A 13367-nucleotide genomic window follows, 5' to 3' on the forward strand; every position below is an offset into this window, starting at 1 on the left:
GACGGGTCCGCCCGGCCCACCGTCAGGTGTGGGCCGGGCGGCCGATCTCTTACTTGGTGAAGTCCGGGAGGAGCTTCGCGTAGTCGGTGGCGGTGGCGTCCAGGCCGGCCTTGGTGTCGCTCTGGTCCTGGACGATCTTGCCGAGGTTGGTGCCGAAGGAGCCGAACAGCGAGGCGTACTCGGGCAGTTCGGGGCGCGGCTGGGCGGAGGGCAGGATCGCCTGGAAGTCCGCGATGCCGGGGTTGGCCTTGACCTCGGCGGTGTAGGCGTCGCTGCGGGTGGGCAGGGTGCCGTTCTTCAGCGCGAGGAAGGTCTGGCTCTCGGCGGAGGTGAGGAACGCGGCGAGCTTCTCGGCGGCGGCCTTGTGGGCGGCGTCGGAGCCGGCGTAGACGGAGACGTTGTGGCCGCCGGTGGGGGCGCCGCCCTTGCCGGTGGAGCCGTTCGGGACGGCGGCGATGCCGAGGTTCTTCGGGTCGGCGAACGCGGCGCCCTTGTAGACGTTGGTGACCTCCCACGGGCCCTGGATGATCGCCGCGACCTTGCCGCTGTTGAAGGCGTCCATCATGTGCGCGTAGGCGTCGGTGGTGACGTCGGCCTTGACCGTGCCGGGCGAGGTGAACATCGACTTGTAGGTGTCGACCGCCTTGACGGCCTCGGCCGAGTTGACGGTGATCTTCTTGCCGGCGGCGTCCACCATGTTGGTGCCCTCGCCGTACAGGAACGGCATCGCGTAGTAGCCGTCCGCGGCCTTCAGCCAGAAGCCGTCGACGCCGGCCTTCTCCTTCAGCTGGGCGGCGTCGGCCTTGAGCTCGTCCCAGGTGGTGGGGGCGGCGGTGATGCCGGCCTTGGCGAAGAGCTCCTTGTTGTACATCAGGGCCAGGGTGTCGGTGACCAGCGGGACGCCGTAGACCTTGCCCGAGTACGTGGCCTGCTTGATCAGCGAGGGCTGGAAGACGGAGGCGTCGGTCAGCGCGGGGGTGCCGTCCAGCGGCTCCAGGTAGCCGGCCTTGGCGAAGGCGGAGGTCCAGCCGACCTCGGAGCGGAAGACGTCCGGGGCGCCCTTGGCGCCCATCGCGGTCTGCAGCTTGTTCTGCGCGGTGTCGAACGGCACGTTGACGAAGTTGACCTTGACGTTCGGGTTCGCGGCCTCGAACTTCTTGACCAGTTCCTGGTAGTTCGGCGCCTCGTTGGTGGCGTTCGAGGTGTCCCAGTAGGTGAGGGTGACCGGTCCGCCGTCGCCCTTGGCGTCCGAGCCGGAGCCGCTGCTGCCACAGGCCGCCATGGTGACTGCGAGAGCCGCAACGAGAGCGGAGGCCGCGATGCCACGCCGCATGGAAACTCCTTGAAAGGTGGGGGTGCCCGAGAGGGAGGAGGACCGCGCATAATGGCTGTCCCGAGCCGACTGCGCCGTTGCGGCCGTCGGGCTTGAGCAGGAACGTAACAGCGCAGCAACCGGGACTGAAAGTCCTTGCAGCAAATTTCTGCAAGGCGGCGGAGATCGTTACGTCCACGTGTCCTTGGAGTTGCCGCCGCGCGCCTTGACCATCCGTCGCCTTGCGGAAACTCCTTGCGGTCGACCGGCCCCGGATCAGCCGAAGAGGCCCCCGGGAGCAGCGCTCCCGGGGGCCTCGGCGAGGCTCGGCCGGTCAGCCGTCGGTGCCCAGCCGCAGCACCGTGGTCGAGCGGAACTCCTGCCCCGGCCGCAGCTCGGTCGACGGGTAGGACGGCTGGTGCGGCGAGTCCGGGTGGTGCTGGGTCTCCAGCGCCACCCCGGCGTACGGGCCGTAGGCCGTCCCGGACGGGCCGGTGACCGAGCCGTCGAAGCCGTTCGCGGTGTACACCTGGAGGCCCGGCTCGGTGGTCAGCACCTCCAGGGTCCGCCCGCTGCCCGGGTCCGCCAGCAGCGCGGCCCGCACCGGCGGCCCGTCCGCGGGGCGCTCGCGCAGCACCCAGTTGTGGTCGTAGCCGCGGGAGGACTTCAGCTGCGGGTGCTCCTCGGCGATGCCCGCGCCGATCGGCCGGGCGGTGGTGAAGTCGAACGGGGTGCCCGCCACCGGCTCGTACGGGCCGTACGGGATCTGCCGCTCGTCCACCGGCGTGTACGCGTCCGCGTCGAGGGTCAGCAGGTGGCCCAGCACGTCGCCGCGGCCCTCGCCGGCCAGGTTGACGTAGGCGTGGTTGGTCAGGTTGACCACCGTCGGCTTGGTGGTCACCGCCCGGTAGGAGATCGCCAGCTCGGAGCCGGCGAGCGTGAAGTCGACCCGGACGTCCAGCGCGCCCGGGAAGCCCTGGTCGCCGTCGGGCGAGTGCAGGTGCATCCGCACCCCGCCGGGGATCTCCTCGGCGTCCCACACCCGGTGCGCGAAGGAGTCGGGGCCGCCGTGCAGGGTCACGCCGCCGCCGGTGGGCAGCAGCGGGTGGTCCTCGCCGTCGACGGTGATCCGGCTGTCCGCGATCCGGTTGGCGTACCGGCCGACGGTGGCCCCGTAGTGCTTGGCCGGGCCGAGCAGGGTGCGCACGTCCCGGCTGGTGAGCAGCAGTTGGGCCGGGTTGCCGGAGCGGTCCGGGGCGGTCAGGGTGTGCAGCGCGGCGCCGAGGGTGATGACGGTCGCCTCGACCGGGCCGGACCGCAGCGTCCAGCGCTCCAGCCCCATCCCGGCGCCGGAGTGGTCGTACGGTGCCCGGTGCACCTCGGTGGGCGCGGCCGACGCGGTCATGGGACTGCTCCTCAGTTCGTGATCACCCTGCCGGGTCAGCGTAGCCCGACCCGGCGCGCGGACCGGCGACCCGCCCCGCGCGCCGACAGGATCGGCCGAACCGTCAGTCGGACTGCCCCGGGCCGTCGGCGGGCAGCCCGAGCGCGTCCGCGAGCCCCTCCGGGCCGGTGCCGAGCTTGCGGTGCACGGCGGCCAGCCGCTGCTTGACGATCCCCAGCGGGAGGCCCAGCTCCTCGGCGATCCGCTGCGGCGGCAGCGGCCGGACCGCGAGCCGGGCCACCTCCAGCTCGTGCGGGTTGAGGGTGTCCTTGGCCGGGGCCAGCGGACGGCTCGGCTGCAGCCCGGCCGAGGAGAGCACGTTGCGGGCCCGCACCTCCAGCCCGTCCGCGCCGCAGTGCTTGGCCAGCTCCATGCCCTGGTACAGGTGTTCCGCGGCCTCCAGGCTGCGGCCGACCTGCACCAGCGCCGCGCCCAGGTCGACCAGGGCGTGCGCGTGCTCGTAGCCGGCCGGGGAGCGGCCCAGCCAGCCGACCGCCTCCTGGAGCAGCTCGACGGCGTGCGCGCCCTCCCAGACGCTGGCGGCCAGCCGCAGCGCGGTGCCGATCGCGGACGGCGAACCGGAGACCTTGGCCCGCTCCACCGCGTCCTCGCCGTTCTTCCGGGCGGACGGCAGGTCCTGGTGCGCCATCGCCACCGCCAGGTAGCCGGCCCACGGGGCGTGCACGGTGGAGCGCCAGCCGCGCTTGTCCAGCCGGGTGCCGGTCTCGGCGAGCACCTCGACGGCCATCCCGTAGTCGCCGCGCGAGATCAGCAGCTTGCCGTAGATGGTGGCCACGTCGGGCAGCAGCAGCGCGGTCTGGTGGTAGGGCGGCAGGAAGCGGTACTTGACCGCGATCTCCCACGCCTCGTGGTCGCGGCCGCGGGCCAGCAGGGTGTCGATCAGCGCGCCGACCAGGTTCCAGGTCAGCGGCAGGCCGGCGCCCATCCGGTCGGCGATCCGCAGGCCCCGGCGCAGGAAGTCCTCGGCCTCCGGGAGGAAGCCGCGGCGCAGCCGGGCGTAGCCCATCAGGAAGTAGGCGAAGCCCCGGTGCGCGCCGCTCCACCCGGCGATCTCGAACTCCAGGATGGCGGAGCTGAACAGCTTCTCGGCGCGGGCGAGTTCGTCGTTGTAGGCGAAGCACAGGCCGAGCAGCGCGGGCAGTTCGAAGTTCCAGGTGGTGTTGGTCCAGCCGAGGCCGCGCGGCAGCCGGCCGTCGACCAGGGCGTCCTCGGCGGCCCGCAGCGCCTCGGTGGCGTTGCCGCCCTGGAGCGTGAGGTCCCAGGCGTACAGCGCGCGGACCGGGCGGGCCACCTCGCTGTCCGGGTCGACCTCGGCGACCAGCCGGCGGACCCGCGCGGCGCGCCCGGGGCCGTCCGCCTCGTCGCGTTGCAGGGCGGTGTAGAGCAGGTGGGCGACCAGCAGCCGGACCCGGCCGGGGCCCTCGGGGGCGCGCTCGGACTCGTCCAGGCAGAGCGCGGCGGCCGCGCTCAGGTCGCCGCCGTGGGCGATCACCTCGGAGAGCCGGAACACCGCCTCGACCCGCAGGTCGGGGCTGAGGCCGTCCTCCATGTCGATGGCGCGGCGCAGTTGGTTGGCGGTGGCGCCGGGGTCGGTGAGCAGGCTGGCGCAGGCCAGCTCGTACAGCACCTCGGCCTGGTCCTCCTCGTCCGGCGGCTCGTTCAGGGCGCGCTCCAGACAGCGGCGGGCGGCCTCGGGGGCGCCGATGGCCAGGTTCTCGGCGGCGGCCCGGCGCAGTTTGCGCACGATGACGTCGTCGCCCTCGCCGGGGTGGGTCTCCAGCAGGTGGCGGGAGGAGGAGAGCAGCGAGCCGCCGCTGTTCTCGATCGCGGTGGCGGCCATGCCGTGCATCCCGGTGCGGACGGCGGGCGGGATCGACTGGTAGATCGAGGTGGCGATCAGCGGGTGGACGAACTCCAGCCTGCCGTTGGGCTGGCTGGTGAGGACCCGCATCCGGCGCAGCACCTGGATCGACTCGGCGGCCTGCGCCGGGCCCTGCCCGCAGATCGTGGCGGCCAGCTCCTCCTTGATCTCGGTGCCGAGCAGCGCGGCGGCCCAGGCGAAGCGCAGCACGGTGGTGCCGAGCTTGTCGAGCCAGTAGTCCCGGCCCTCGCCGCGGGCGGCCGCGGCCAGGTCGCGCAGCCGGGGCGAGTTCTCCTCGACCGGTTCCAGGTTCTGGTCGCGGACCTCGCGCAGCAGCGCCACCGTGTCGTACGGGGCGCCGGCGGTGACCGCCCAGACCTGGCGGCAGAACGCGTCGTCGGCCTCGGCGAACTCGCCGTGCACGATGGCGGCCACCGAGACCGGGTTGAGCGGCAGCAACTCGTGCTTGCGGGCGGCCCGTTCGTGGATCTGCTGGGCCAGCGCGCGGGCCTCGTCCTCGAACTCGTGCCGGTAGGCGAAGACCAGCAGCACGGGCAGTTCGCGGGCGCGCACCGCGAAGGACGCCAGCCAGGTCAGCGACTCCTGGTCGACGGCGTGCAGGTCGTCGACGATCACCACCAGCGGGGCGCGCCGGGGCGCGAGCTGGGTGATGACGAAGTCCAGTCCGTCGCGGACGCTCTGCGGGTCGATCCGCTCGACCTCGTCGGACGGCGGGGCCAGTCCGATGGCCGGCGCGACGATGTTGTGCCAGCTGCCGAACACCTCCTCGACCTCGTCCTCGTCCAGGTCGCTGAGCACCGGCAGGAGCAGTTGCCGCAGCACCCGGAACGGCTCCCGGCGCTGGCGCTCGCTGCCCCGGGCGAACAGCACGGTCGAGTCCTGGCGGGCACCGGCGATCCGGCGGACCTGCTCCAGCATCGAGGTCTTGCCGATGCCGGGCGAGCCGGAGAAGACCAGCAGTTCGCCGATCTTCAGGCCGCCCGCGGCGAATTCGCGGCACAGCCTGTCCACGGCCTGATCGACGGAACGCAGTTCCTGATCGCGTTCCCAAAGCCGCTGACCGACCGCGCCCGCGGCGGCCTCCCACTCCTGCGGCCCGTTCTGCTCTTCGGCCACGTCCGTCCCTCCGCCTCGCCGTCCGGCACTCCGTTCCCGACCTTAGCGCCGTCGCGGGCCGCGCGGGCGGCGTTCGTGCAGGCAGCGGCACCTGACGCAGGGTTAGACGGTATAGGCCGGGGCAAATCCCTTACCAGCCATGACATCTGACGATCCGATCGGATAACTTTCAGACCACAAAGGTGTAGTGGATCTTCGCCGGGGAAGGCCATCGCCGGGACCGCGCACCCTGATCAGCGGCGCACCGGAAACAGGCTGCACTGGAGACACGTTGGCTGCAATACCCCCGCTCTTCTGCCCCATCCCGTCCGGCCTGCACCCCGATCACGAAGCCGTCGGCAAGAGCACCGAACTCTGGCTCGAAACGATGGGATTCGCCGCGGACGCGGAACGGCGGCGCCGTCTCCTCGCCATCGGCGCGCACGAGTTCGTCTGCCGGATAGCCAAGGACGCGGACGGCACCACCGGGCTGGAACTGGTCTCGCAGTGGCTGTGCAGCATGCTCACGCTGGACGACGAGTGGGACACCGGCAGGCTCAGCCGGGACCCCTCCCGTGTACTCACCATAGCAGCCACACTACTGGCTGTTATCAATTCGCCGAATTCCCATCCGGACGAGACCGACCTCTACGTCGCCTCGGTGCGCGACGTGTTCGCCCGGGCCCGCGACTGGGCCCCCGCGCTGTCGGTCAAGCGCTGGGCGGACAGCCAGCTGGAGTCCTTCATGGGCGCCGCCGCCATCGTCGCCTACCGCACCGAGCGCCGGCCGATGACGCTCTCCGAGTACCTGACCATCGGCCCGCTGGACCGCGGCAGCCGCTCCTGCATCGAGATCATCGAGGTCTGCGAGCGCACCGCCATCCCGCAGTCCCAGCTGGACTCGCCCCGGGTGCACGCGCTGACCGAGGCCGCCAAGTTCCTGGTGCTCGTCTCGGCCGACGTCTACTCCTTCCGCCGCGAGGACGACCACGGCGCGCTGGAGAGCAACATCGTGGACGCGCTCCAGCGGCACCTGGACTGCGGCCGGGAGCAGGCCCTGCTGGAGGCCGCCGCCCTGCACGACCGCACCATGTGCCTGTTCCTCCGCCTCGCCGACCGCACCTCCCGCCGGGCCGGGGCCGAACTGCGGCGCTACATCCAGCAGTTGTCCAACATGGTGAGCGGGAACCTGGAGTGGGGGTTCACCTCCGCCCGCTACACCGAGCGCACCCCCGGGACGCTCCCGACCGCCGAACGCGCCGAACGGCCCGCCGACGGCCGGCTCACCCCGCCGCCCTACCCCGAGGTCGCCTGGTGGTGGGACCAGCTGTGGTGACGGCCGGCCCCGACGGACCGCTCCCGGCGCTCCCGGCGCTCCCGGCGCTCCCGGCGCTCCCGGCACCGTTCGAGCCGTGACGCGCCGCTCAGGCCAGCAGCCTGGCCTTCGCCGCGGCGAACTCCTCCGGGGTGAGCAGCCCCTGCTGCACCAGCTCCGCCAACCGGGTCAGCTTGTCCGCCACGTCCTCCCCGCCGGGAGCAGGGGCCGGAGCGGCGGCGGCGGGCACGGGTGCCGGCGCGGCCTGCTGCTGCGCGGCCCGGTCCTGCTCGGCCCGCAGCTCAGCGATCGCCTCGTCCTGGCCCTGCTCGTCGGCAGCCCGCCGGGCCCCGGCCCGGCCCGCGGCGTACGCGGCGCCGCCCACCACCAGCCCGCGGGCCAGCGGACGGCCCACCGGGCGGACCACCCGCACCGGCCGGATCGGCCTCATCGGTCGGAACACGCCGTCCTCACTCTCCCGCCGCGACGCGCGCCTCGGCGGCGCGGACGGCCTCTTCGATGTTCTCCGGCGGGATGCGCACCCCGGAGGCGATCCGGCCGCCGGCCGCGCGCAGCGCCGCGGCGGCCTCCTCGGCCCACAGGTGCTCGACCAGCACGATCAGCGCCGCGCTGCCGGGCTCCAGCAGTTCGGCCACCTCCTGGGCGTCCTCCGGCCCGATCAGCGGCAGCTCCTCCTCGTCCAGGCCCGCGACGCCCCGCAGGTGTGCGAAGTCGGTCAGCTCCCCGTAGGTCGCCTCGCCCCCGGCGTCCCGGACGACCGCCAGCGAGTCGATCACCCGGACCCCGGCCGCGTCCCGCAGGCGGACCAGCACGCCGGCCGCCTCGGCGGTGACGGTCGCCTCCGGGAAGGTCAGGACGAGCAGTTCGGCCGGTCCCATCGGGGGCCTCCTTCCGTGGGCGAATCCCCGGTGTTCCTCGTGTCGCGCATAGCGGGATCAGATCACACGGATGCCGCAGGGGCGCGGCACGCCACGCGGTCGGCGGACCGGCCCCGGCTCCGGGTGGCCCAAGGCGGCTGGCGGCCGGCGGCCCGCCGTGGTCCCGTCGAGGCAGGACAAGATCCACCGTCAAGGAGCCACCCGCCATGACCATCGCCGTCGACAAACTCTCCGACCCGGCCGTCCGCCGCCTGCTCGGCGCCGTCAACTCCGGTGACCGGGACGCCTTCTTCGCCGCCCTGACCGAGGACGCCACGATGTCCGACGACGGCTCGGAGCGCGACCTGGCGGACTGGGTGGACCGGGAGATCTTCTCCTCGCACGGGCACATCGAGGTGCAGACCGAGAAGTCCGGCGGGCGCGCCGTGGTCGCCGACTACCGCAACGACACCTGGGGCGAGATGCGCACCGCCTGGCGCTTCACCGTCGCCCCGGACGGCCGGGTCAGCCGCTTCGAGACGGGCCAGGCCTGACGCCCGGCCCGGCCCCGCGCCGTCCGTTCCGCCCGCTCCCGGGCGCCGGTCTCAGCCCCGCCAGGCACTGCCGGACGGCTCAGCCCCGCTCCGCCAGGCACCGCCGGACGGCGGCGATCAGCGCCCGGGAGCGGACGTCCCCGGTGACGCCCGGCTGCATGCCGTTGGTGACGTAGCCGAAGCCGATGCCCAGCTCCGGGTCGGCGAAGCCCAGCGAACCGCCCCGGCCCGGGTGGCCGAAGCTCGCCGGGGAGGCCATCGGCGAGGTGCCGCCGTGCCGGAAGAAGCCCTGGCCGAAGACGGTGTTGACGATCAGCACCCGGTCCGGTCCCTGCACCGAGGGGCCGGCCGCCTCGGCCAGCGTGCCGGGCTCGAACAGCGCGGGCAGCCGCTGCCCGGGCGCGTCGGCCCGGTCGGCGGCGCCGATCAGCGCCGCGTAGAACCGGGCCAGCGAACGGGCGGTGCCGATCCCGCCCGCGCCCGGCACCTCGACCGCCTGCACCGCCGGGTCGTTCAGGTCCACGCTGCTGCGCACCGCGCCGAACGAGCGGGCGGTCAGCGAGTGCGGGTCCCGGTAGGCGTCCAGCACGGACTGCTTGGGGCGCATCCGCATCCCGCCGGGCGCGAGCCGGGCCGCCTCCGGCGCGGGCAGGTCGACCAGCCGGCCGACCCGGCCGGCCGCGGCGGGGGGCAGGCCGATCCACAGGTCCAGGCCGAGCGGGGCGGCGATCTCCTCCGCGAAGTACCGGCCCACGCTGCGGCCCCCGGCCCGCCGGACCACCTCGCCGACCAGCCAGCCGAAGGTCAGCGGGTGGTACCCGTGCGCGGTGCCGGGCTCCCAGGCGGGGGCCTGGGCGGCGACGGCCGCGGCGGCCGGCTCCCAGGCCAGCACGTCCTCGATCCGCAGCGGCACGTCCAGCGCGGGCAGCCCGGCCTGGTGCGAGAGCAGCCAGCGCACCGGCACCCGCCCCTTCCCGGCCTGCGCGAACTCCGGCCAGTACGAGGCCACCGGCGCGTCCAGGTCGAGCAGCCCGCGCTGCGCGAGGTGCAGCGCGGCGGAGGCGGTCAGCCCCTTGGTGACGGACCGCAGCACCTGCGCCGTCCCCTCCCCCCAGCCGACCGCCGGGGCCGGCCGGGCCCCGACCTCCGGCCGGGCGTCCCCGCCCCACAGGTCGACCACCTTCCGCCCGTCGAGGTACAGCGCGAAGGCCGCGCCCAACTCCCCGTACTCCCGGAAGTTGCCCGCGAAAGCCTCCCGGACCGGCTCGAACCCGGCCGCCGCGAACCCCTGGATCTGCTGGTTCTCCACCCTTCCACCCTAGACAACCGCGCTCCCCCGCGATCACTTCGCGGTCCTCCGGGGTCCCCCGGGTTGCTCCGGGTTGCTCCGGCGTCACTCCACCGTCCACCCGATGTGCCCGATGCCCGAGGAGTAGACGGCGCAGTGGCCGGAGGACTCCTCGGTCCGGCCCGGCAGGGCCGTCACCGAGTTGCCCGTCACGTCCGGCGCCCAGCCGCAGACGATGTCGGCGTGGAAGGTGACCGGGGAGCCGGTGTTGTTGGTGCAGTCGACGCCTCCGTACAGCGGGTCGTTGTGGTGGATCCAGGTGGTGCAGTCCAGGCCCGAACGGACCGACCCGACGGCGGCGGCGGCCCGGGCTGGGGCCGGGGCGGCCGAGGCGGGCAGCGCGGTGCCGAACGCGACCAGGGCGGCGGCGACGGACAGGACGGCGGCGCGGTTCTTCAACTCTGCTCCTCGGATCGGTTCCTGACGTTCCGTCCGGGTCATTCCCGGGCCGATCCCTGCGTATACCAACTCTTTCGGGTGACGCCGCCGCGGACCGCCGGCGCCCGCCACAATGGCGGACATGGACACTCCCGCCACCGGCCCGGCCACCGGCTCCGACGCCGGCCCCTTCACCGGCCCCGCCACCCACCTCGACGAGATCCTCGACGTGGTCGACGAACAGGACCGGGTGCTGCGTACCGCCCCCCGCTCCGAGGTCTACCGCGACGGCCTGATCCACCGCTGCGTCTTCGTCCTGGTCCGCGACCCGCGGGGCCGGATCTTCACCCACCGCCGCACCGACACCAAGGCGTTCGCCCCCGGCGCCCACGACTGCTTCGTCGGCGGCGTGGTCGGCGCCGGCGAGAGCTACCCCGAGGCCGCCGTCCGGGAGGCCGAGGAGGAGCTCGGCGTCACCGGCATCCGCACCCGCCCGCTGTTCCGCTTCCTCTACACCGACGGCGACCGCTACAGCTGGTGGTCCGACGTCCACGAGGCCGAGTGGGACGGCCCGGTGCACCCCCAGGAGTCCGAGGTCGCCTGGTACGACTGGCTCACCGAGGAGCAGCTCGCCGAACGGCTCACCAGCTGGGAGTTCGTCCCGGACGGCCGCGAGGCGTACCGCCGCTACCTGGAGCGGCGCGCCACCGCCTGACCGCCGACCGTCCCGCCCCGTCCCGCCGCCCCGGCCGCGCCCCCGGGCCCTCGTCGCCCCCGGCCGGGCCCGAAGAACTAGGGTGGGCCGCATGGCTTCCCGTACGCCGCCCGCGGCCCCCCTCGCGGAGGAACAGCGTCCCGCCTCCCGCGCGCCCCGGCGGCGGCTGAGCGTCGACGAGCGCCGCGAGCAGCTGATCGCGGTGGCGCTCCAGCTGTTCTCGGACCGCGCGCCCGAGGACGTCTCGATCGACGACATCGCCGCCGCCGCGGGCGCCTCCCGCCCGCTGGTGTACCACTACTTCCCGGGCAAGCAGGCCCTGTACGAGGAGGCGCTGCGCCGGGCCGGGCGCGAGCTGGCCGGGCGGTTCGAGGAGCCCGGCGAGGGTCCGCTCTCCGAGCGGCTGTACCGCGTCATGGGCCGCTACCTCGACTTCGTGCAGTCCCACGCGGCCGGTTTCACCGCCCTGCTGCGCGGCGGCTCGGTCGCCGCCAGCCCGGACGCGGACGCCGTCATCGACCAGGTCCGGCGGGCCGCGCAGGAGCAGATCCTGCTGCACCTCGGCGTCCCGGTGCCCAGCCCGGCCCTGCGCCGGACCGTCCGGGCCTGGATCGCCAACGCCGAGATCAGCTCGCTGGACTGGCTCTCCGACCGGCCCGTCCCGGTCGAGGCGCTCCAGCTCCAGCTGGTCCAGGAGCTGGTCGCGGCGCTCGCCGTCACCGCCACCCGCGACCCGGAACTGGCCGCCCTGCTCGGCGAGTTCTTCGCCACCGAACGCCCCGACGGGCCGACCGCCCGGCTGCTCCGCGACCTCGCCGCGACCTTCGCCGCCCCCGCCCTCACCGAGTCCCTGTTCCGGCTCGCCGCCCCGCCCGCCCCCTGACCTCCCGTCGCCCCCGGCCAACCCGCCGTCCGCGCCGTCGCGGTCTGATAAGAATTGGCTGAACTGTCCACACCCGAGAACGAGGGGGCTCGGCGAATGACGCAGGACGGCTTCGCCGCCGCAGACCGGATCACGGCCACGCTGGACGCGGCGTGCGCCGCACTTCTCGGCAGCCGCGCCACCCACTACCGGGCCGACGCGCTCACCGCGTTCCGCCGCTCCGAACACCCCGCCGCCAAGGCCCTGTTCGGCCTGCGGATCAGCCAGATCGGCCCCGGCCTGCTCGCCGTGCCCCGGCTCGGCACCGTCGTCGAGGTGTCCGGCAACCGCCGTCCGAACGCCGCCGCCGGCCGCGAGGCCGTCCCGGTGCTGGCCCAGCGCTACGGGGCGTCGGCGCTCGGACTGACCGACGTGTCGGCGGCCTCCGCGCTGCGGCTCTCCGCCGAGCCGGTCGGGCTGGACGAGGAGGGCGTGGCCGGGTTCACCCGGGCGCTCGCCGCGCTCGCGGAGCCGAGGGCGACGGTGGCGCCCGACGAGCTGCCGACCGGCTCGGGGGTGGAGGCCCGGCTGGTGGTGCCGCCCGCGTTCCACACCCTGACCGTCCGCGGCTCGGGCAACGCGCTCTCCGCGCACCTGGCGGAGACCGCCGAGGAGGTGTTCTCGGGCGGCACCCCGGCCGAGCGCAACGACTTCGCGGTGGTCGCGGCGATGCTGGCCGAGCGGTTCGCGGCGGCGGACGTCGCGTACGCGGGGGTCGGCGCCCTGCTGGTGAACGGCCGGCGCTCCCGGGTGTCGCTGGTGGTGTCGACCGTCCGGTGCGCCCAGCCGATCCAGGACCTGGCGGTGGACCTGTCCACCGAGCGCCCGTACGCCGAGGTGTGGACGGTGCTGCTGCCGTCCGGCCCGGCCGCGCTGCTGGTGGAGACCCGGGCCGTCCCCGCGCTGAAGGAGCTGCGGGACGAGAGCCCGAGCGGCCGGGTGGTGAGCACCGCGGTCGAGGCGTTCCTGCCGATGCCGGACGGCGCCACCGTGCTGACCGTCCAGCTGACCACCTCGGACACCGAGGACTGGGACGTGTACACCGAGGTCTTCGCGGACCTGCTCTGCACGGTCCAACTCGCCTGGGACGGCGTGGCGGTGGCCCCGACCCCGGTCCCGGTGGGCCGGACCGTCCCGGCGCAGCCGCCAGCCGCACCCGCACCCGCGACGGTGCCCGCGCAGGCCGCCGTCCCGACCCCCGCCCCGACGGCGCCGACGGCCCCGCCGGTACAGGCCCCGACGCCGGTCGCCGCGCCCGAACAGCCCGACAGCCCGTCGGGGACGGCGGTACGGGTACCGCCCTCCGACTTCAATCCGTTCGGCACCCCGGCCCCGGGCGACCTGCCCGCCCAGACCACCGCCTCCCCGGTGCCGGCCTCCACGGACGCGTTCGCCACGCCCACCACCGCCCCGGCCGCCGCCGAGGAGCGGGAGGAGGCCGACCCCACCAAGGGCCGACTGGTCAACGTCCCGCCCCCGGACTTCAACCCCTTCGCCGCAACC

Annotated in this window: 11 protein-coding genes and 1 pseudogene; 5 read left to right on the forward strand and 7 right to left on the reverse strand. The window is 74.3% G+C overall.

The window, feature by feature from the left end; translation table 11 throughout:
• Window positions 1–49: 49 nt before the first annotated feature.
• From K353_RS32500 to K353_RS32510, 3 genes are all read right to left on the reverse strand, one after another.
• On the reverse strand, window positions 50–1333 hold the full coding sequence (locus K353_RS32500; protein ID WP_233533977.1) for an extracellular solute-binding protein: 1284 nt from the start codon (window positions 1331–1333) through the stop codon (window positions 50–52).
• A 313-nt stretch (window positions 1334–1646) separates the two neighbouring features.
• A complete protein-coding gene (locus K353_RS32505) occupies window positions 1647–2717 on the reverse strand; it encodes an aldose epimerase family protein (RefSeq protein WP_111557076.1) in 1071 nt (356 codons plus the stop codon).
• A gap of 103 nt (window positions 2718–2820) precedes the next feature.
• Complete coding sequence (locus K353_RS32510; RefSeq protein ID WP_111557077.1) at window positions 2821–5775, reverse strand: AAA family ATPase; 2955 nt, start codon at window positions 5773–5775, stop codon at window positions 2821–2823.
• A gap of 271 nt (window positions 5776–6046) precedes the next feature.
• Here K353_RS32510 and K353_RS32515 point away from each other — a divergent pair, with 271 nt between their 5' ends.
• A complete protein-coding gene (locus K353_RS32515) occupies window positions 6047–7090 on the forward strand; it encodes a hypothetical protein (protein WP_146616639.1) in 1044 nt (347 codons plus the stop codon).
• An 88-nt stretch (window positions 7091–7178) separates the two neighbouring features.
• Here K353_RS32515 and K353_RS32520 read toward each other — a convergent pair whose 3' ends face one another.
• Together K353_RS32520 and K353_RS32525 are read right to left on the reverse strand one after the other, a co-directional pair.
• A complete protein-coding gene (locus K353_RS32520; protein ID WP_233533978.1) occupies window positions 7179–7532 on the reverse strand; it encodes an SHOCT domain-containing protein in 354 nt (117 codons plus the stop codon).
• A 7-nt stretch (window positions 7533–7539) separates the two neighbouring features.
• On the reverse strand, window positions 7540–7968 hold the full coding sequence (locus tag K353_RS32525; protein ID WP_111557080.1) for a DUF6325 family protein: 429 nt from the start codon (window positions 7966–7968) through the stop codon (window positions 7540–7542).
• Window positions 7969–8174: 206 nt separating this feature from the next.
• On the opposite strand from K353_RS32525, the gene K353_RS32530 reads away from it, so the two are divergent.
• Entirely contained in the window at window positions 8175–8501 is a 327-nt protein-coding gene (locus K353_RS32530; protein ID WP_100835497.1) for a hypothetical protein, read from the forward strand.
• A gap of 79 nt (window positions 8502–8580) precedes the next feature.
• Here K353_RS32530 and K353_RS32535 read toward each other — a convergent pair whose 3' ends face one another.
• Both K353_RS32535 and K353_RS32540 read right to left on the reverse strand, forming a co-directional pair.
• Window positions 8581–9810 (reverse strand): serine hydrolase domain-containing protein, encoded by a 1230-nt coding sequence (locus tag K353_RS32535; protein WP_111557081.1) that lies wholly within the window; start codon window positions 9808–9810, stop codon window positions 8581–8583.
• An 84-nt stretch (window positions 9811–9894) separates the two neighbouring features.
• Window positions 9895–10248 carry a hypothetical protein gene (locus K353_RS32540; RefSeq protein WP_199528316.1) on the reverse strand — a complete coding sequence of 118 codons (354 nt, stop codon included), beginning with the start codon at window positions 10246–10248 and terminating at the stop codon, window positions 9895–9897.
• 121 nt (window positions 10249–10369) lie between these two features.
• Here K353_RS32540 and K353_RS32545 point away from each other — a divergent pair, with 121 nt between their 5' ends.
• The 3 genes and pseudogenes from K353_RS32545 to K353_RS32555 form a co-directional block, all read left to right on the forward strand.
• On the forward strand, window positions 10370–10942 hold the full coding sequence (locus tag K353_RS32545) for an NUDIX hydrolase (protein ID WP_370447695.1): 573 nt from the start codon (window positions 10370–10372) through the stop codon (window positions 10940–10942).
• A gap of 91 nt (window positions 10943–11033) precedes the next feature.
• Window positions 11034–11825, forward strand: coding sequence for a TetR/AcrR family transcriptional regulator (locus K353_RS32550; protein WP_111557084.1), 792 nt, complete (start codon window positions 11034–11036; stop codon window positions 11823–11825).
• A 96-nt stretch (window positions 11826–11921) separates the two neighbouring features.
• Window positions 11922–13367, forward strand: a pseudogene (locus K353_RS32555) (hypothetical protein); the annotation flags it as partial.

Origin of the sequence: Kitasatospora sp. SolWspMP-SS2h, assembly GCF_003259315.1 — a bacterium.
Classification (GTDB): Bacteria; Actinomycetota; Actinomycetes; order Streptomycetales; family Streptomycetaceae; genus Kitasatospora; species Kitasatospora fiedleri.

What these genes read in the sequence shown, in the direction of transcription:
- K353_RS32500 (WP_233533977.1), bottom strand. Translation starts at nt 1,333, where the DNA reads ATGCGGCGTGGCATCGCGGCCTCCGCTCTCGTTGCGGCTCTCGCAGTC.
- K353_RS32505 (WP_111557076.1), bottom strand. Translation starts at nt 2,717, where the DNA reads ATGACCGCGTCGGCCGCGCCCACCGAGGTGCACCGGGCACCGTACGAC.
- K353_RS32525 (WP_111557080.1), bottom strand. Translation starts at nt 7,968, where the DNA reads ATGGGACCGGCCGAACTGCTCGTCCTGACCTTCCCGGAGGCGACCGTC.
- K353_RS32530 (WP_100835497.1), top strand. Translation starts at nt 8,175, where the DNA reads ATGACCATCGCCGTCGACAAACTCTCCGACCCGGCCGTCCGCCGCCTG.
- K353_RS32545 (WP_370447695.1), top strand. Translation starts at nt 10,370, where the DNA reads ATGGACACTCCCGCCACCGGCCCGGCCACCGGCTCCGACGCCGGCCCC.
- K353_RS32550 (WP_111557084.1), top strand. Translation starts at nt 11,034, where the DNA reads ATGGCTTCCCGTACGCCGCCCGCGGCCCCCCTCGCGGAGGAACAGCGT.